Origin of the sequence: Neobacillus niacini (assembly GCF_030817595.1) — a bacterium.
Taxonomy (GTDB): domain Bacteria; phylum Bacillota; class Bacilli; order Bacillales; family Cytobacillaceae; genus Neobacillus; species Neobacillus niacini_G.
The window spans coordinates 796,751-813,901 of the sequence record NZ_JAUSZN010000001.1 but is presented as its reverse complement, the minus strand read 5'-3'; the positions used below and the strand labels follow the sequence as shown (position 1 = coordinate 813,901).

The following is a 17,151-nucleotide window of genomic DNA, read 5'->3' as shown; positions in this document are numbered from 1 at the left end:
TTTTTTTAATTAGTTTGCCGTATCCATTTTTATTTCATGCTTATGGATTGATGAACATGATGTATTTTTCCCATTACTTAAGAAGGAGCAATCCGTAATGACTGCTCCCGATAAGCTTTATTTTATTATCAATCCTAATAATCGTGCAAATCCTAAGCCTTGCTCCGCTGTAACTTCACAGCCTGCGAGGTCTTTTATCGAAACATTGATGGTATCAAAGGTGCAGCTGCTCAAATCTATCCCTTTCAAAGGGGTTTGTTCAAAATTGGCCTCATTTAAATCACAGTCCTTAAATCCTACCTTATTAAATTTGGATTCATAATAGTCAGCATTGCGAAGTGAACAAGAATTGAAGTTGACCTGCTTAAGTTTGGCATAACCAAACGAAATCATATTTGCATTACAATTTTCAAATAAAACGTTCCCAAGCGAAGCGTCTGAAAGATTAAGCCCTAAAATTTTAGACTCTTTAAATTCAACCCGATGAATGCTGCCATCACTAAAATCCGTATTCGATAAATCACAGTGATCAAAGATAACATCTGTTAATTCTATACTTTTAAAAGAAACATCCAAAAAAGTAACATTTTTAAAAATGACTTGTTCAAAACGTATTCTATGTAATTCTTCGCTCAAAATAGAACAATCACTTATAATACACATTTCATAAAAAGGATCTTCCATTGGTTGAAACGTTCTAGCTGTTAGACCATCCGGTATTTTTGGCTGTTGAATTTTTATTGTTTTCGACATTTTCTACTTACCTGCCCATTCATCTTGATCTAAATGAAAAGACCTTTGTCAAAACAAAGGTCTTCTTCAAGTCCTATTCACCTAAATCCACATTGTGGTACACTTGTTGAACATCTTCAAGGTCTTCCAACGCATCAATCATTTTTTCGAACTTTGCTTGAGCGTCTTCTGGCAGTGTCACTTCGTTTTGAGCAAGCATTGTTAATTCTGCAACAGTAAATTCAGTGATACCCGCATTTTTAAATGCTTCTTGAACAGCATGGAACTGATCAGGCTCAGCATAAACGATAACAGATTCATCTTCTTCGATAATGTCACGAACATCTACATCCGCTTCCATTAAGATTTCTAGAACCTCATCCGCTGTTTTACCTTCAAGACCAATAACTGCTGTTGCGTCAAACATATAGGCAACAGATCCGCTGACCCCCATATTTCCGCCATTTTTACCAAATGCCGCACGAACGTCTGAAGCAGTGCGGTTCACGTTATTGGTTAAGGCATCCACGATGACCATAGATCCGTTAGGTCCAAAACCTTCATAACGGAGTTCAGAGTAGCTTTCTTCTGATCCGCCTTTTGCTTTGTCTATCGCACGGTCAATGATGTGTCTAGGTACATTGTAGGTTTTCGCACGTTCTAAAACGAACTTTAATGCCTGGTTTGATTCAGGATTCGGTTCGCCTCTTCTCGCTGCAACATAAATTTCAACTCCAAATTTTGCATAAATACGACTTGTATTTGCATCCTTTGAGGCTTTTTTTTCTTTAATATTGTTCCATTTACGGCCCATTCTGTCCACTCACTTTCAACTTTGGCTCTACATAAAAATAGTAATAGAAATAGATTACATCTTCAACCATTTTCTAAAATATTATACCGTAAAAGGGGAATTTGTTAAGTATTTATGATTAATAGGTATAACAGATATCAAAAAAATCAGGAATTTAGGTTCCTGACTTTTTTAGGATAATTTTAGTTTTGTGATAAATTTAATTTCATTTTGAAATTTTTCTAGTATTTCTGCAAACGATGAGTTGATTAATAGTGGGAAAAGATTTTCGAGTGCTTCCTCATAATTTTGCCCTAACGCTTCACGCAAAAGAACATATTCATGAAATAACAATGCTTTCTCAAAATCAATTCCAAGATTATATAAGCCTCGAAACAAAGTCTCCTTTGGGATTTGTTTAATTTTTCTGTAGATTTTTTCGTTCTTTTCAATAAACTTTTCTTCTAAATATCGTGTTACATAATCTCTATATACCATTTGCCCAATATCATTTGTTTCTTTTTTTGTATGATTAAAGCCAATCACACGACCTTCCTTTTGCTCACGGATAATAAAGGTTTTATTTCCTTTTAAATGTTGGATGAAATTCTTTACACTTTTATCAAACATTTTGTTAAATTGGATGATTTGATGGAGTTTTACTGCAAAGTCTGTATTTTCTTCACCAACAACAAATAATCGATCAACAATAGGCAAAAGCTTTAATACTCCTTCAGAAAGCTGGCTTGAAGCATCATAAATAATAATATCGTACTCTTTTTTCATGTTTTTTACGATTCGTTTTTGTTCGGGAAGAGATAATTTAGAAAATTCATGGATTACCTCTTCAGAGAGACCTTCTTTTTCTAATGTTCCATATGAAATAAATGCAGCTGATAAATCTGTATTCATTTTTAGCCAATGATAAATAGATAATGATAATTCCGTAACACCTGATTTCGCCTTTGGCGAATAAAAGCCGACCAAGTACATTTTACTCACCTGCCTTTTATTACTATAGTATTGAAAGTAAGGTTTAAAGGTTAAAGACAAACCCTTGCTTCGTGCCTTTTTTAAAAAAAAGGCTCTCTATAAACAAAAAAGAATGACATCACGTAAATGTCATCCTTGATACCTTATATAAAAACATTATCCTGAAACTCTGAGGCTGCTTTCAAATCCGCCTCGCTTATGGGATCCATCACAAAAAGGTTTCTTATTCGATAGTCCGCATCTGCAAAGATATACTTTTCCTTTTTTCGGATATTCGTTACCTTCTGAATCATATAGTTGAAAATCACCGCTTACTTCTAACGGACCATTATCGGAGATTTTTATTTGATTATTCATGTCACTTACTCCCTTGTGTTTTTATTAGCGAATAAAATTCAGCACGAAGATCTGGTCGATTTTCATAGATTCCAAGAAGACTAGATGTTGTGGTAACGGTGTTTGCCTTTTTAATTCCTCTACTGCACATACACATATGCTTCGCTTCTACCACAACAATGGTTCCTTCAGGATCCAATACCTCTTCAATCGCTTCTGCTATCTGTGTCGTTAATCTTTCTTGAACTTGAAATCTTTTTGCGTAACCTTCCACTAATCGCCCCATCTTAGAAAGACCTGTAATTTTTTCTTTAGGAATATATCCAATATGTGCGACTCCAAAGAAAGGAGAAAAGTGATGTTCACATAATGAGTAAAACTCAATATCTTTTATTAGAATGAGACCTTTATGATGAATATCAAACGTTTTTTCTAAATGAATTTTCGGATCTTCGTTGTACCCCTCTGTGTACTCAAGAAAAGCTTTAAGGACTCTAAATGGGGTATCCAGTAAACCATCACGCTCGGGGTCGTCGCCACAAAGTTTAATTAATTGTTTTACTGCCTCTGAAAACTGAGTAACACTGGTAATGTTACCATTTTCGGTATCAGTTAGCTGGTTAAATAAATGTGGATATTTTTTAGATAAAATCTGTAACTGCTCACTCTTCATGATCACATCATCCCTTTTTGGTTTTTAGGACTACTCATCCTCAATGATGATTCGAGGAGTGTTTTCACTAACGGGTTTATCCAAAAGAACCTGAAAAACACAACAACCATCACCATTCTGAAGTCGTTTCGCTCGCTTTACAGTACATCCTAATAAATGTGTTAAGACAGAAACACTTACACTACAAAGTATAGGTCGCTGCAATGCAACATTATGGAAGGGGCAGTTACGTTCAATCAGGGAATAAGCTTGATTTTTATTTTCTATTTCCATAAATGAATCATCTTTTTTATAGAAATCCTTTAAAACATTTAGACGCTCGTCTGTGGGTAATCCTTTTAATTTTGGTTCCCACTGGACAATTCTTGATTCAATCATAGCAGAAAGTAAATGTTTTACTGCTTCTTCTCCAAGGGAATTTGCTAATGTATCTAGAACTTCAATCGTTAAGTGATCATAATTTTTTTCGAAAAGATGTTCGCCTGCAGTTGTTAATCGATACTGTAGTACAGGACGGCCAACACCATTGTTTTCTGAATGTCGAGTCACCCATCCTTCTTTTTCTAATTGAAGAAGGTGCTGCCGTACTCCTTCACCACTTATATCTAAGACGGAAGCCAGCTCGCTCATTGATGAGGATCCGTTATTTTTGATAAACTGTATGATTCTACGGCGAGGTTCTGACATTTGGTCAGCGCGGAAACTCATCATCTTCCCTCCCTTTGCTCTCTTCCCTAAAATATATTCAGGATGAGGTAGAATAGTTCAAGTTTTTCAATGGAAAACTTGGTTAATTAAAAAAAACACAAAAATACCCTTTCGTTAAGAAAGGGCTGTAATTTACTAATTTAATAATATGGGTAACCGCTATATGGATAATAGCCTGGGTATGGTGCCGGATAAGGCGTTGCTACCGGATAAGGATAAGGGTAAGGATAAGCACCATAGCCCGGTGAACCTATTGCTCCTGCAGCCAAACCTCCTAGTAAACCTCCTACAAATGGTGCTCCACCAAATCCTCCATATCCATAACCATGTCCATAGTGCCCATGATGGTGCCCATGATGGTGCCCACCGTGATGTCCGCCATGATGTCCTCCGTGATGCCCGCCATGATGCCCTCCATGGTGTCCGCCATGATGTCCACCAAACATTCTTAGATTTGTCATATTTCCGCATCCCCTTACTAAAAATCTTTCCTTTTAGTGTATGCGGGATAAATATCTAGGGAATGGGCGAATCATTTTATTACTACTCTTCCTGAGGTTCTTTTTGAGGAAGTAACGCAAAGTTCGAAGCTGGCATCTGTACTTGATGCTCATAGAAAACAGACATTAGCTCGAACCTAACCTGCCGAGAAGTTTCGAAGTAATCATCCGGATTCACTAAACCAACCACACAAAACTCATATCCGACATATTTAAGATTTGGATTTAAGTCTGTAATCCCAACGTACTGAAAGCATTCTTCAGCAGAGCCATCTTCTAGTCTTAATAAACTTTGATCAAGTTTTTCATTACAGGCAGCGCAAACTGCTTCTAATAATTGCTTTATTCTCCGCGGGTCTTCTTGATAGCTAACGGTTATTTTCTCGATAACACGCATTCTTCCTTTATTATAATTTTGTATTGTCCTTATTTCTCCATGTGGAATTGTGAGAAGTTTTCCAGACCACTCACGAATTTGCATAAAGCGTATCCCTATTTCTTCTATGGTCCCTGATATCTGTCCGTTGAATGTCACAAAATGACCAACCCGGAATTCCTTATCGGATAATCGAATAAAGCCTAAAAGTATATCTTTTAACATTTGTTGAGCCGCAAATCCAACAATTACCCCTACAATCCCTGCCCCCGCGAGAATGCCTTTAAGGTCTACAAATTGACTGATTAGAAAAATCAGCAGAATAATCCCAACTGCATATCTTAAGGTCGAGCGGATAACACCTTGTATGGTTTGTTCCACTTCTTCATCCAATAAATTAGACTTTCTAAAGAACCAATCCACGGATCGATTGATTAAATAAGTGCCAATCACCAAAAACAAAACCATAATCAATAATTTTAAGACTAAATACTCTTTTATGTATTCCGAAATATTTTGTGAGATTGACAAAAAATCCATAGTTCACGTCCTCTGATAGTATCCTTACTAATATTCCCTTAAAACAAAAAATGAATTGAACTTAATTACTATTATAAAAGGAAACTTGGACTTACTAAAATAAGCCAACAGGCCAATAACGTTAGACCTGTTGGCACTTATGCAATTTACAATTATACACTTTATACAAATACTAACAGCAGCCATAGGTACAGTCCAATAAGAGTAAAAACGAGCGTTGGCGGAATGACAATGATGGTAACTTTTATATAATCCATCCAGGTTATTTTAATCTTGTTTTTCTTCAAGATATCCATCCAAATTAATGTGGCAAGGGTACCAATCGGCAGGATTAAGGAACCGATATCACTCCCAATAATATTTGCTAAGTAAACGGTTTGTGTTAATAATGGTTTTAATCCCATCTCTGTTAATGCAAGTGTCGAAACCATTAATGCCGGGTGGTTATTAAATAGATTCGATAGGAATGCGGTTATGATTCCCATGGTAACGCTTGCGTGAAGTAAACTGCCATTTACAATAGAACTTAAATGTTCTACCAGAAGGGCTGTTAACCCAATATTGTGTAATCCATATATGATTACATACATACAGAAAGCGAAAATCAAGATATGCCAAGGTATTTTAAATAATACGTCTTTTGGATTTTTCTTTAGGTGGATCCATCTCCAGATTAGTAAAATGATTGAACCTAATACGGCTATCAAAGAAACAGAGATATTCAAAAACGAGGCTACAAAAAGGCTGATTCTAACGATAAAGACAAAGATGAGCATTTGAATCATTAACTTCTTTTGTTTTTCAAACATATCCTCGTTTTTTCTTTGTAATGGGTGAAAACGATTGTTATTCAACAACGGCAGCGTATAAGAATGGAGTTGGATTTCTTTAGGGATGTCCTTCTTGAAAACGAGGAGTAGTAAATAAGCCAAAAATAGTAGTCCAAGCGTGGCTGGAACAAACATCATGGCTGTTTGAAGGTAAAGGTCCATACCAATAATTTTTAGCGCAATTAAATTAACAATATTACTTACTCCAATTGGAGCACTCGAAGCAGTTGCGATTAAGGCACCACTTAATAGGTATGGTATCTTTTGGCGGTTCTTTAAACCGATATTTTTAAATATAAGAATGAGAATAGGTGTGGTAATTAATATACTTCCGTCATTATTGAAAAACATTGTCATCAAAAAGCAAAGTAATAATGTATACCAGAATAAACGAATTCCGGACCCTTTTGATACTTTTAACATCAGTGCCGCCGTCCATCTAAAGAAGCCAAAACTTTCTAGTACAATCGCCATAACAATTGTTGCAATGATGGTTACAGCCGCCCCTGTGACTTTCGAGCCTATATCCATTAAGTCAGCTAGAGAAACGCTGCCGCTTAACATGACAATGACTGCACCAATGGTTGCAGGAATAGCCTCATTCATATTTTTCGGACGGATAAAAATCATCACCATGGTTAGAAAAAATGCCAATACGGTTATGATTACCGTCGATGGTTGATACATATATGTTATTTCTCTCCTTCCACTCTATATTAAAATTTGATTCTAAGAAATCTCCTTATCGTGTCTTCTCTTGTCCTTTGCTTTATCATACGTAGGTTCTTAGAGGCTTGAACTAAACGAATATCTTGAATTTATGTAAATCAGCAGGTATCTAGTAATTTTCTTAAAAAAATGGTTGGATTAACGTCTAATTTTTGTCAACTAAACCAATGCCTAGAGGGTTCTTTTATAGGCAACTACCATAAGAAATTACTGGTACAACAAAAAACCGGTACTCCAGAGGTACCGGTTTGAGAATTATTATTTTTTTCCTTTTGAGTTTTTGCCTTTTCCTCCACCTGAACTGTGTCCGCCTTTGGATTCTTTACTGCCCTTGCTGCCGCCAGAGTGTTTACCGCCTTTGGAGCCTTTGCTGCTGCCAGAGTGCTTACCGCCTTTGGAGCCCTTGCTGCTGCCAGAGTGCTTATCGCCTTTGGAGCCCTTGCTGCCGCCAGAGTGCTTATCGCCTTTGGAGCCCTTGCTGCCGCCGGAGTGTTTACCGCCTTTGGAGCCCTTGCTGCCGCCGGAGTGTTTACCGCCTTTGGAGCCCTTGCTGCTGCCGGAGTGTTTACCGCCTTTGGAGCCCTTGCTGCCGCCGGAGTGTTTACCGCCTTTGGAGCCTTTGCTACTATCGGAGTGCTTACCGCCTTTGGAGCCCTTGCTGCCGCCAGAGTGCTTATCGCCCTTGGAGCCCTTGCTGCCGCCAGAGTGCTTATCGCCCTTGGAGCCCTTGCTGCCGCCAGAGTGCTTATCGCCTTTGGATCCTCTGCTGCCACCGGAACCGTGCCCGTCTTTAGATCCTTTTGTACCACCATAGCCATAACCGCCATGAGAGCCTTTGGATCCTTTACTTCCGCCAGAGCCATGAGAGCCTTTGGATCCTTTACTTCCGCCAGAGCCATGAGAGCCTTTGGATCCCTTACTTCCACCAGAGCCATGAGAGCCTTTGGATCCTTTACTTCCGCCAGAGCCATGAGAGCCTTTGGATCCTTTACTTCCGCCAGAGCCATGAGAGCCTTTGGATCCTTTACTTCCGCCAGAGCCATGAGAGCCTTTGGATCCCTTACTTCCGCCAGAGCCATGAGAGCCTTTGGATCCCTTACTTCCACCGGAGCCATGAGAGCCTTTGGATCCCTTACTTCCACCAGAGCCATGAGAGCCTTTGGATCCCTTACTTCCACCGGAGCCATGAGAGCCTTTGGATCCTTTGCTGCCGCCTGAACTGTGTCTTCCTTTTTTACCTTTAGGACCTTTAGGACCTTTATTACCACCCGATCCACTGGAACCCTTTGATCCCTTGCTGCCCTTACTTCCTCCAGAGTCCTTGCTGCCTTTGCTTCCGCTAGAGTTTTTACCACCATAACCATATCCGCCAGAAGATCCTTTACTTCCACTAGAACCATGTGAGCCTTTTGAACCTCTGCTTCCACCAGAACCATGTGAACCTTTTGAACCTCTACTTCCGCCAGAACTATGTTTTCCTTTTCTACCTTTAGGACCCTTAGGACCTTTGCGACCTTTAGGACCTTTTTTCCGTCGAGACCCACCAGAACCGCTTGATCCTTTGGAGCCTCTACTTCCGCCAGAGCCCTTGCTGCCCTTACTTCCATCAGACCACTTGCTTCCCTTACTTCCGCAAGTCCCCTGACTGCCACTTGACCCTTTACTTCCTTTAGAGCCCCGACTTCCGTCGGACCCTTTGCTGCCACTGGAATCTGAATGATCTTCACAGAAACATTTTTTGTCTTCTTTGTCATCTGGATTGTTATTTAGAAATAAAACGACTCCATTATCCTTAGCCTTTGACAGCATTTGATTCATGTCCATCCCCATCTTGGTTTTCCACCACTTTCCATAAATATATTCGTTTCACTTTCTAATTTATGGTAATAAAGTGGAACTTGATATAGACAAACATTTATTTTTTAACAACCATTTCATAAATATTTGTGCATCGACATTTGTCCTATACCAAAATACTGGATGTTTGTACTGCACAATCCCCCTGTAGGCAGCATACTATCTAGAAAAAATGAATGTATAGGAGTATTTACGTGTTAAAATATGAAATCTTTATTAATCCAAAATGGCTGCAAAAGTTGGAGGATGATATTTGGGAGGATGAGCATGTCCCAGCCTTATTAAAAATTGCCAATAAACGATACAAAATTGGACTCACCTATCGGGGAAATGTCATCAGAAAGAAGAAGAAAAAATCCTATAATATTATTTTTCAAAAACCTTATCTATTTGATGGTGCTCATGAAATTCATTTAAATGCCGAATACGATGATATTTCACTGAGTCGGAACAAACTCTCGCTCGATTTTTTTGATACCATTGGCGTTATTTCTCCACACTCCAAACACGTGCTTCTTTATATCAATGGTTTTTGTAAAGGAATTTATTTGGAACTAGAATCCTTTGACCAACATCTTTTGAAAAAAAGAAATCTTCCTGATGGACCAATCATATATGCCACTAATTATTTTGCAAACTTCTCATTAATCTCTCCAGAGAACGAATTAAAAACGAGTTTAGCTGAAGGCTATACAATAAAATATGGTGAGGATAAAGACCTATCTTTATTAGAGGATTTTATTGCAATGATCAACACCTCTCCAAATGAGGAATTTGAAAAAGAAGTTGATAAATTTCTAGATATTAAGAAATATCTTACATGGCTTGCCGGTGTCGTTTGTACACAGAACTTCGATGGCTTTATCCATAACTATGCTCTCTATTTAAATAGCAAAACCAATCTCTTTGAAATTACCCCTTGGGATTATGATGGTACCTGGGGAAGAGACCTTCATGGAAGAAAGCTAGATCACGATTTTGTCCCCATCACTGGATATAACACCTTAACTGGACGACTTCTCCATATTCAACGATATAGATTACAATACAAAGAAATCCTTGCTTCCATCTTAACTACCCACTTCAATATTGAAGCTTTAGAGCCAATAATCGAACAACAATTTCAATTATTAAAGCCATTTATTAGGACAGATCCCTATATAAATATGAACGAGAAATATTTTGATAAAGAAAAAGATGTCATTCTCAAATTTATTGAGAAGAGAAATGGTTATTTAAAGAAAGAATTGGCATCATTATGACCTTTTTTCTATGTATATGGACGCCATATACTTCTTTTTTTTGCCTATTTTTACAAAAAGGTAAGAAAAAAGGCTCGTTGTTTAGTACAACATCATACCGTGACACATATAAATGCAGTGTAAATGTTTATTTAATTAAAGGAGGATAAATATTGTATGAATAACGACATGTGGAAGTCTTTAGTGGGGAAGACGATCAAGGTTGACAGAGGAGGTCCAGAATCAAGAATTGGAAAATTAATGGCAGTTCTTGATGACCATCTAGTACTTTTGACTAAGGATGATGGTGTGCTTTATTACAATACGCACCATGTCAAAAGTGTAACCGAAAATTCAAAGGATACGATGGATTTAGGAATTGAGGTTCCGGAGAATTTTGAATTTAAAAGTGCTGAAAGCTTCCAGGGTCTTCTAGAATGCCTAAAATTCCAATGGGTAAGAATTAACCGTGGAGGTCCTGAAAAACTCGAAGGTGTAATCAGCGAAATTAACAAAGACTTTGTTTCATTAATTAGTAAAGAAGAAGTTGTCCGTGTGTCTATGTGGCATATTCGAAATATTAGCTATGGATTAAAAGTGGAAAGTGAAAAACAAGAAGAAAATAAAGATCAAGGTAAAGAAGAGAACTCTATGTCTCAAACAGAAAAACAAGTTGTGAGACAAAGAGTGGTACGTGCAGAAAACTCACAAGTAAGACAGTAAAAAAGTAAAACTCTTGTCGCTTCTTTCATGAGAAGCGACAAATTTACCCTAAGGAGGAACATTGAATGGGATCTGATAATTTTTCATCAACCGTGGATTTACTAAAAGGCTACAATGTAAATTTATATGTTGGTGAAGAAATTATAAAAGGAAAACTAATGGGTGTAGAGTCTGATCATATTATATTAGAAGACGAAAAGGCATACGTCTATTACTATAGCATTGATAAAATTCATGCTATAACAAAAAACACGAAACAATTTAAAGGTGAAGAAATCACTACGGAATTTATGAAAACTCAGAGTTTAGCGGATTTATTAAACTCTTTAAAGAATTCATGGGTATCTATATTGTGTTTAAATAAGCAATCTTTTGATGGTGTCCTAGGTTTCGTCGATTCCGACTTTGTTACGCTAATCAATGGTGAAAATCGAATTTTAATCAAGATTTCTCACATTTCAAATATATTAAAAGGCTATCGGAAAGAAGAAAAACAAGAAGAAAACAAAAATGAAACGGAAACAGCTGTTTCTAATAGTAAAGTGGAAGATACAGACGACAATTATGTTGAAACTGAAGTGTTTATGAAGGCAGAAAAAGAGGAAGCTGCTGTTCAACAAACAGTGAGTCTGGTAGACAATGAAGCAATAGTTACTCCTAAAGTAATTGTAAATGAACCGGAAATTGAGAAAAAGGTTTGGGCAGAACCTATCAAATCCTCATTATCACTAGCAAAAATCAGCAATGAAGACAAAAAAGAAGAGAAAAAGCAGAGCGTTCACAATGAAAGCATTCAGAAAAATGTAAAACAAAGCAAGGAAAGTAAATGGTCAAGAACTGAAATACCTCAATCTCATCAAGAAGAAGTGAAAAAGCAGAAATCCGAGGTTGTTGTTCAAAATATCGTGAAACACGATAAAGAAATTGTTCAAAAACCGGCTGCGCCTTCATTGGAAAAAAGAGCCAAGGTAAAACAGCCTGTACGTGAGCAAAAGAAAGCAGAACCTTCACCGAAAAAGGAAGTAACGGCGAATGCTACACAAGAACTATTAAACAAAGTTAAAAAAGTAAAAGAAACCCTTGATACCAATCCACTAATGAAAATAGAAAAGACACAAATAAGCACCGTAGAGAGTAAAAAAGAAGATAAAAAACCTAAGGCACAAGAAGTCGGGGCATCACGTTTCTCTGGTGAACCAGCTATACGTGATTTTGACCGAAGATCTATCTTCTCAGGCTGGCCGAATCGGAATAACTCAAAAAAACGCATTTAATCACACCCCCAAGTTAATGGCAGCAAATGATTATCCGTAAACCTAAATTGACTATTCCTGTGCTAATTAATATCCATCATAAATTTTACAATAAAGAGCTGGGCATCTTTCTTTTATATACAGTTATATGCACCTGCTCTTTTTGTAGAATCATTTTACTAGAAAGGATGTGATTAAATGAAATTAAAAGACCATGTTGGTAACTATATAAAACTTGAACTTTCAGGGAATAAACCCATAAGCGGAATCTTAATTGACATCGGCAGTGATTTGTGGGTTATCTACAATGGTTATGATTATTTATACATTCCTACAGTCCATATTCAAAATTGGAAGTTTCCTAAAAAGGAAGAAATTGATGAAATCATTACTCTATCAGATGACCAATCCCCTATTTTCCATCCTAACGAGGAAATTTCATTACGAAAAACGCTAACGGCAGCTAAGGGTATTTTTACCGAAATATTTGTGACAAGTAAACAAGCCGTACACGGCTACATTATCAGCATTATGAATAATTATTTTGTATTTTACTCCCCTATTTACAAAACCATGTTTATATCCCTTAATCATTTAAAATGGTTAATTCCTTATACCAATAATCAGCGTCCCTATGGTTTAAGCAATGCAAATTTACCAGTAAACCCCTCTAACATAACATTCGCACGATCGTTTGAAGTCCAGATTGAAAAATTGATTGGGACTTTAATTGTATTTAATATCGGGGAAAATGAGAACGGTATGGGGAAAGTAATGGGAATAAAAAATAACTTTGTAGAATTGCTGACGGCTAAAGGTGATCCTGTCTATTTAAATCTTCAGCATATTAAAACCGTTCATATGACATAAAAGATGAGGGATAGCCTCTTCTCGGTAACAATGACTACTTCGCTGTATATAACCTTCACAGAGTGTCCTAAGGGCGGCACTCTTTTATTTATTAGCACCCTTCTGCAAATAATCTAAAACCCTACATATATGCTAAACTTTCCTGCATACATTTTAAGTAAGACCATTTTTGAACATCAGGAGGATTCCATGGACATCTATGTGAGACAAGGTGATTCTTTATGGTATTACAGTCAACTGTTTCGAATCAATATTCAACTGCTTATTGATTCTAACCGGGATATTCAACCCAGTCAGCTTGCTGCCGGACAGCGAATCCGAATTCCCGGATTTCTTGGTCAGAATTATCAAATCCAACGCGGTGATTCTTTTTGGAGTATTGCGCAAAACCGCAATCTATCACTGGATGCGCTGCTGCTTGCGAACCCTAATGTAAATCCTAATCGACTATTAGTCGGGCAAAATATCAAGGTTCCACTTAGGGTTACTTGGAGACTCGTTCAAGGAAAGCAGCATTATGATTTTAGCCGTATGATGAGTGATATCGCTCGTTTGCAAGAGGTATATCCATTTCTACGGGTAACCAATGCAGGAAATTCAGTCCTTGGCAACCGGATACCTGAAGTTTTACTAGGTAATGGCAGTAAAAGAGTTCATTATAATGCTTCTTTTCATGCAAATGAATGGATAACTACACCTGTCTTAATGACATTCTTAAATGATTATTGTTTGTCGCTTACGAATGGAAGTTCCATACGCGGTCTATCGACTATTCCATTATACAGGCAAAGCATGCTGTCTCTTGTCCCAATGGTTAACCCAGACGGAGTTAGTCTTGTGATGAACGGTCCCCCAGAAAATGAAACTTGGAGAAATAGAGTTATCGAACTTAATCGTGGAAGTACTGATTTTTCTGGCTGGAAAGCAAATATTCGAGGAGTTGACTTAAATGACCAGTTCCCTGCACTCTGGGAATTGGAGAAAGCTAGGAATCCTACTGAACCTGGACCACGGGATTATGGGGGTGAACATCCGTTATCAGAGCCAGAAGCAATTGCGATGGCAGATTTGACTAGAAGACGTGACTTTGCTCGGGTTCTAGCCTTTCATACACAGGGTGAGGTCATTTACTGGGGGTTTGAGAACTTGGAGCCGCCAGAGTCCGAAGTGATTGTTAATGAATTTGCAAGAGTTAGTGGCTACGAGCCTGTTAGGTCCATAGAAAGTTATGCGGGGTATAAGGATTGGTTTATCCAGGATTGGCGCCGGCCAGGGTTTACCGTTGAGCTCGGAACAGGTACCAACCCCCTCCCGCTGAGTCAATTTGATGAAATTTATGAAGAAGTACTAGGGATCTTCTTGGCTGGACTGTATATGTAGAGATGACCTATTTCAACCTTGTTGGGATAGGTTTTTTTTTGTTGGGTTTTGGTTATGCGCCAGTGTTTCTTGGTTATGCGCCAGTATTTCTTGGTTATGCGCCAGTATTTCTGGTTATGCGCCAGTGTTTCTGGCTATGCGCTAGTGTTTCTGGCTATGCGCTAGTGTTTCTGGCTATGCGCCAGTATTAATGGTTATACACCAGTATTTCTAGTTATGCGTAACTAAACTCCATCATCCACAACTATTTTCAGATACCCTCAAATTGACATACATTAATAATGGACACGTATAATCGTGTGTCCTAGTTAACTTGCTGTTTTCGTGTAAAACTATGAAATCTTGTCCCCTGGAAGACAAGTTCCCCGACATCACCTTCAGCAAGCATTCCATAGTCAGAACCTCTGACGGCAAGTTCCATTCTGTCACCGCTTTCAACTTGAAACGTAATATAATACCAAGTACTGGCGCTCGAATCATTACTTCCACCACTTACTTCGGTACGTTTCGAGACAACCAGTGCACCTCATTCAACTTTGGTTGTTTATTATTGTAGTTCCATTGTTTATTCCTTGAAAAATAATAAATAAAATAAATCCAATTACAAGGATAAAAAATAGTGGAAATAATTTCTCTATAATGGTAAACATGTCAAACCCCTGATTAACCTCCATAGATCTTCCCCCTCTCCCATTAAACCAAAATTAGTATATTCTAACTATATCGATAGAATTCTAGAGTCTCAAGAATATTTTGTTTTTTTAAGCTTTAAATTTTATACTGCAATAGAAGGATGGGTGAAAATATGGGTGCAATCATTTTGTTCGATGGAGTATGCAACTTCTGTAATAGCAGTGTTCAGTTCATTATAAAAAGGGACCCAACGGGATATTTCAAATTCGCTTCACTTCAAAGTGAGACAGGACAGCAGCAATTAGAGAAATATGGGGTTAGTAAAGAGATTGACAGCCTTATAGTGATTGAAAAGCAAAGTGTATATATCAAATCAAGTGCAGCATTACAGATAAGCAGAAAATTAACTGGTTTTTGGAGGTTCTTTTCGATCCTTAGGGTCTTCCCTCCTGTTTTTAGAGATTACCTTTACGACTTGGTGGCTAAAAATCGTTATAACTGGTTTGGCAAAAGGGACAGCTGCATGCTGCCTACAGCAGAAATGAAAAAACGCTTCCTGGATTAAGAAAAAAATTTTTGAAAAATGGACATGTTCACTACATGCCTGTACATAGAGGGACATATATTATACTAACCCATGATACAATACCTCCTTTAGAAAGTGGCCCCACCACTTTCTTTTTTTCTGCAATCAAAAAAGCACTTCTAAAAGTGCTCAGGCTGTCTAGAAAGTCTAGACAGCCATTATCTTTTTTAACTTTAAAAGTGCACAGATTTTTCCTAATATAGGTAGCACGTATAATGCGTCCTGAAAGCACCCTTATTAAGGACAAATCCTTCCGGCAGGGCGTACGATATGTCCTCAAGCACCCTTATTAAGGACAAATCCTTCCAGCAGGGTGTACGATATGTCCTCAAGCACCCTTATTAAGGACAAATCCTTCCAGCAGGGTGTACGATTTGTCCTCAAGCACCCTTATTAAGGACAAATCCTTCCGGCAGGGCGTACGATATGTCCTCAAGACACCCTATTAAGGACACATCCTCCTGGCAGAACGTACGATTTGTCCTCAAGACACCCTATTAAGGACAAATCCTTCCGGGAAAGCGTACGATATGTCCTCAAGCACCCTTATTAAGGACAAATCCTTCCGGCAGGGCGTACGATATGTCCTCAAGACACCCAATTAAGGATGAATCCTCCTGGCGGTGTGTGCATCAGCCCCAAAATAGAATTTACAATATATAAAGGAAAACGGTTGTTCCTACAAAAAAATTGCCGAGAAAGACCCCCTTCCTCGACAATCTGAGCACTTCTAAAAGTGCTTTTTTAATTATGACTTTTGATAATTCAATTCCCAAATAATCCCGAACTGATCTTGAACCCTCGCATATTTTGCTCCCCAGAAGGTATCCTCTAGCTCGTTAAGTGGTTTGCCGTTTTTACGTAGAGCGTCATACAAATGTTGAATTTCCTCTTCACTTTCAGGCTCGAGCGTAAGAGTTATATTGTTTCCTACAACAGTCGACTGTCCTGGGAAGGTATCTGAAAACATAAGAGAGATGTTACCTTTTTTTAGCTGCGCGTGCATTACCCGATCATTTGCTTCAGGAGGAGTTGGGTAATCTGCTTCTCCAAAGGTTTGAACTCCGGTAACTTCAGCCCCTAAAACTTCTTTATAAAACTCCAAAGCTTGTTTCGCATTACCATCAAACGATAAATATGGTGTAATCTGTTCCTTCACGTTAAACACTCCCTTATATCAAATAAGCCGCAATATATTATTTTTTCATAAAATACAGCTTTTATTCAAAAAACTAAAAAAAAGGCCTTTGAACAAATGTCAAAGGCAAAAGATGAGCTTAGTGGTCAAGGCTAAGCTCTAGTTTTAGGAGGTCTAAACTCAGAAGAATTTAAACAAGTTGATTGTACCATTTTCCGAAAATTCTTTCAATAGTTTAAAGCGTTAAAGTTGAAAAGTTA

The 17,151-nt window shown here is 37.9% G+C and carries 19 protein-coding genes; 6 read left to right on the top strand and 13 right to left on the bottom strand.

All coding sequences use genetic code 11. The annotated features are described in order from the left end of the window. Positions 1-117: 117 nt before the first annotated feature. From QFZ31_RS04095 to QFZ31_RS04050, 10 genes are all read right to left on the bottom strand, one after another. On the bottom strand, positions 118-753 hold the full coding sequence (locus QFZ31_RS04095; RefSeq protein WP_307301115.1) for a pentapeptide repeat-containing protein: 636 nt from the start codon (positions 751-753) through the stop codon (positions 118-120). Positions 754-826: 73 nt separating this feature from the next. After that, on the bottom strand, positions 827-1,546 hold the full coding sequence (locus QFZ31_RS04090; protein ID WP_307301114.1) for a YebC/PmpR family DNA-binding transcriptional regulator: 720 nt from the start codon (positions 1,544-1,546) through the stop codon (positions 827-829). 171 nt (positions 1,547-1,717) lie between these two features. Further along, complete coding sequence (locus QFZ31_RS04085) at positions 1,718-2,518, bottom strand: hypothetical protein (protein WP_307301112.1); 801 nt, start codon at positions 2,516-2,518, stop codon at positions 1,718-1,720. Between the two features lie 156 nt (positions 2,519-2,674). Further along, positions 2,675-2,875, bottom strand: a complete 201-nt coding sequence (locus tag QFZ31_RS04080) for a CDGSH iron-sulfur domain-containing protein (protein ID WP_307301111.1) — start codon at positions 2,873-2,875, stop codon at positions 2,675-2,677. 1 nt (position 2,876) lies between these two features. Continuing rightward, the gene (folE, locus tag QFZ31_RS04075; protein WP_307301110.1) at positions 2,877-3,527 is read right to left on the bottom strand and encodes a GTP cyclohydrolase I FolE; all 651 of its coding nucleotides are present in this window, start codon (positions 3,525-3,527) and stop codon (positions 2,877-2,879) included. Between the two features lie 30 nt (positions 3,528-3,557). After that, a complete protein-coding gene (locus QFZ31_RS04070; RefSeq protein ID WP_307301108.1) occupies positions 3,558-4,235 on the bottom strand; it encodes a helix-turn-helix transcriptional regulator in 678 nt (225 codons plus the stop codon). Positions 4,236-4,375: 140 nt separating this feature from the next. After that, positions 4,376-4,696, bottom strand: a complete 321-nt coding sequence (locus QFZ31_RS04065) for a cobalt transporter (RefSeq protein WP_307301107.1) — start codon at positions 4,694-4,696, stop codon at positions 4,376-4,378. Between the two features lie 82 nt (positions 4,697-4,778). Next, entirely contained in the window at positions 4,779-5,651 is an 873-nt protein-coding gene (locus QFZ31_RS04060; RefSeq protein WP_307301106.1) for a mechanosensitive ion channel family protein, read from the bottom strand. 161 nt (positions 5,652-5,812) lie between these two features. After that, positions 5,813-7,168, bottom strand: coding sequence for an arsenic transporter (locus QFZ31_RS04055; protein ID WP_307301104.1), 1,356 nt, complete (start codon positions 7,166-7,168; stop codon positions 5,813-5,815). A 236-nt stretch (positions 7,169-7,404) separates the two neighbouring features. Then, the gene (locus QFZ31_RS04050; protein ID WP_307301102.1) at positions 7,405-8,937 is read right to left on the bottom strand and encodes a hypothetical protein; all 1,533 of its coding nucleotides are present in this window, start codon (positions 8,935-8,937) and stop codon (positions 7,405-7,407) included. A gap of 324 nt (positions 8,938-9,261) precedes the next feature. On the opposite strand from QFZ31_RS04050, the gene QFZ31_RS04045 reads away from it, so the two are divergent. The 5 genes from QFZ31_RS04045 to QFZ31_RS04025 all read left to right on the top strand — a co-directional run bounded on the left by QFZ31_RS04045 (position 9,262) and on the right by QFZ31_RS04025 (position 14,534). Beyond that, positions 9,262-10,329 carry a CotH kinase family protein gene (locus tag QFZ31_RS04045; protein ID WP_307301101.1) on the top strand — a complete coding sequence of 356 codons (1,068 nt, stop codon included), beginning with the start codon at positions 9,262-9,264 and terminating at the stop codon, positions 10,327-10,329. A 156-nt stretch (positions 10,330-10,485) separates the two neighbouring features. Further along, a complete protein-coding gene (locus QFZ31_RS04040) occupies positions 10,486-11,031 on the top strand; it encodes a hypothetical protein (RefSeq protein ID WP_307301099.1) in 546 nt (181 codons plus the stop codon). 65 nt (positions 11,032-11,096) lie between these two features. After that, positions 11,097-12,305 carry a hypothetical protein gene (locus QFZ31_RS04035; RefSeq protein WP_307301097.1) on the top strand — a complete coding sequence of 403 codons (1,209 nt, stop codon included), beginning with the start codon at positions 11,097-11,099 and terminating at the stop codon, positions 12,303-12,305. Positions 12,306-12,482: 177 nt separating this feature from the next. Next, entirely contained in the window at positions 12,483-13,154 is a 672-nt protein-coding gene (locus tag QFZ31_RS04030; protein WP_307301095.1) for a DUF2642 domain-containing protein, read from the top strand. A 189-nt stretch (positions 13,155-13,343) separates the two neighbouring features. Further along, a complete protein-coding gene (locus QFZ31_RS04025; RefSeq protein WP_307301094.1) occupies positions 13,344-14,534 on the top strand; it encodes a M14 family metallopeptidase in 1,191 nt (396 codons plus the stop codon). 304 nt (positions 14,535-14,838) lie between these two features. Here the strand turns inward: QFZ31_RS04025 and QFZ31_RS04020 are convergent, their stop codons facing one another. After that, the gene (locus QFZ31_RS04020) at positions 14,839-15,054 is read right to left on the bottom strand and encodes a DUF2500 domain-containing protein (protein WP_307311368.1); all 216 of its coding nucleotides are present in this window, start codon (positions 15,052-15,054) and stop codon (positions 14,839-14,841) included. A gap of 10 nt (positions 15,055-15,064) precedes the next feature. Further along, positions 15,065-15,208: a hypothetical protein gene (locus QFZ31_RS04015; RefSeq protein WP_307301092.1), complete on the bottom strand. Its 144-nt coding sequence runs from the start codon at positions 15,206-15,208 to the stop codon at positions 15,065-15,067. Between the two features lie 131 nt (positions 15,209-15,339). On the opposite strand from QFZ31_RS04015, the gene QFZ31_RS04010 reads away from it, so the two are divergent. After that, complete coding sequence (locus QFZ31_RS04010) at positions 15,340-15,732, top strand: thiol-disulfide oxidoreductase DCC family protein (protein WP_307301090.1); 393 nt, start codon at positions 15,340-15,342, stop codon at positions 15,730-15,732. A gap of 769 nt (positions 15,733-16,501) precedes the next feature. Here the strand turns inward: QFZ31_RS04010 and QFZ31_RS04005 are convergent. Further along, positions 16,502-16,912 carry a VOC family protein gene (locus QFZ31_RS04005; protein WP_307301088.1) on the bottom strand — a complete coding sequence of 137 codons (411 nt, stop codon included), beginning with the start codon at positions 16,910-16,912 and terminating at the stop codon, positions 16,502-16,504. Between the last annotated feature and the right edge of the window lie 239 nt (positions 16,913-17,151).

Coding starts and splice junctions, on each gene's coding strand:
- QFZ31_RS04095 (WP_307301115.1), bottom strand. CDS start 753: ATGTCGAAAACAATAAAAATTCAACAGCCAAAAATACCGGATGGTCTA.
- QFZ31_RS04090 (WP_307301114.1), bottom strand. CDS start 1,546: ATGGGCCGTAAATGGAACAATATTAAAGAAAAAAAAGCCTCAAAGGAT.
- QFZ31_RS04085 (WP_307301112.1), bottom strand. CDS start 2,518: ATGTACTTGGTCGGCTTTTATTCGCCAAAGGCGAAATCAGGTGTTACG.
- QFZ31_RS04080 (WP_307301111.1), bottom strand. CDS start 2,875: ATGAATAATCAAATAAAAATCTCCGATAATGGTCCGTTAGAAGTAAGC.
- folE (WP_307301110.1), bottom strand. CDS start 3,527: ATGAAGAGTGAGCAGTTACAGATTTTATCTAAAAAATATCCACATTTA.
- QFZ31_RS04070 (WP_307301108.1), bottom strand. CDS start 4,235: ATGAGTTTCCGCGCTGACCAAATGTCAGAACCTCGCCGTAGAATCATA.
- QFZ31_RS04065 (WP_307301107.1), bottom strand. CDS start 4,696: ATGACAAATCTAAGAATGTTTGGTGGACATCATGGCGGACACCATGGA.
- QFZ31_RS04060 (WP_307301106.1), bottom strand. CDS start 5,651: ATGGATTTTTTGTCAATCTCACAAAATATTTCGGAATACATAAAAGAG.
- QFZ31_RS04055 (WP_307301104.1), bottom strand. CDS start 7,168: ATGTATCAACCATCGACGGTAATCATAACCGTATTGGCATTTTTTCTA.
- QFZ31_RS04040 (WP_307301099.1), top strand. CDS start 10,486: ATGAATAACGACATGTGGAAGTCTTTAGTGGGGAAGACGATCAAGGTT.
- QFZ31_RS04035 (WP_307301097.1), top strand. CDS start 11,097: ATGGGATCTGATAATTTTTCATCAACCGTGGATTTACTAAAAGGCTAC.
- QFZ31_RS04030 (WP_307301095.1), top strand. CDS start 12,483: ATGAAATTAAAAGACCATGTTGGTAACTATATAAAACTTGAACTTTCA.
- QFZ31_RS04025 (WP_307301094.1), top strand. CDS start 13,344: ATGGACATCTATGTGAGACAAGGTGATTCTTTATGGTATTACAGTCAA.
- QFZ31_RS04015 (WP_307301092.1), bottom strand. CDS start 15,208: ATGGAGGTTAATCAGGGGTTTGACATGTTTACCATTATAGAGAAATTA.
- QFZ31_RS04010 (WP_307301090.1), top strand. CDS start 15,340: ATGGGTGCAATCATTTTGTTCGATGGAGTATGCAACTTCTGTAATAGC.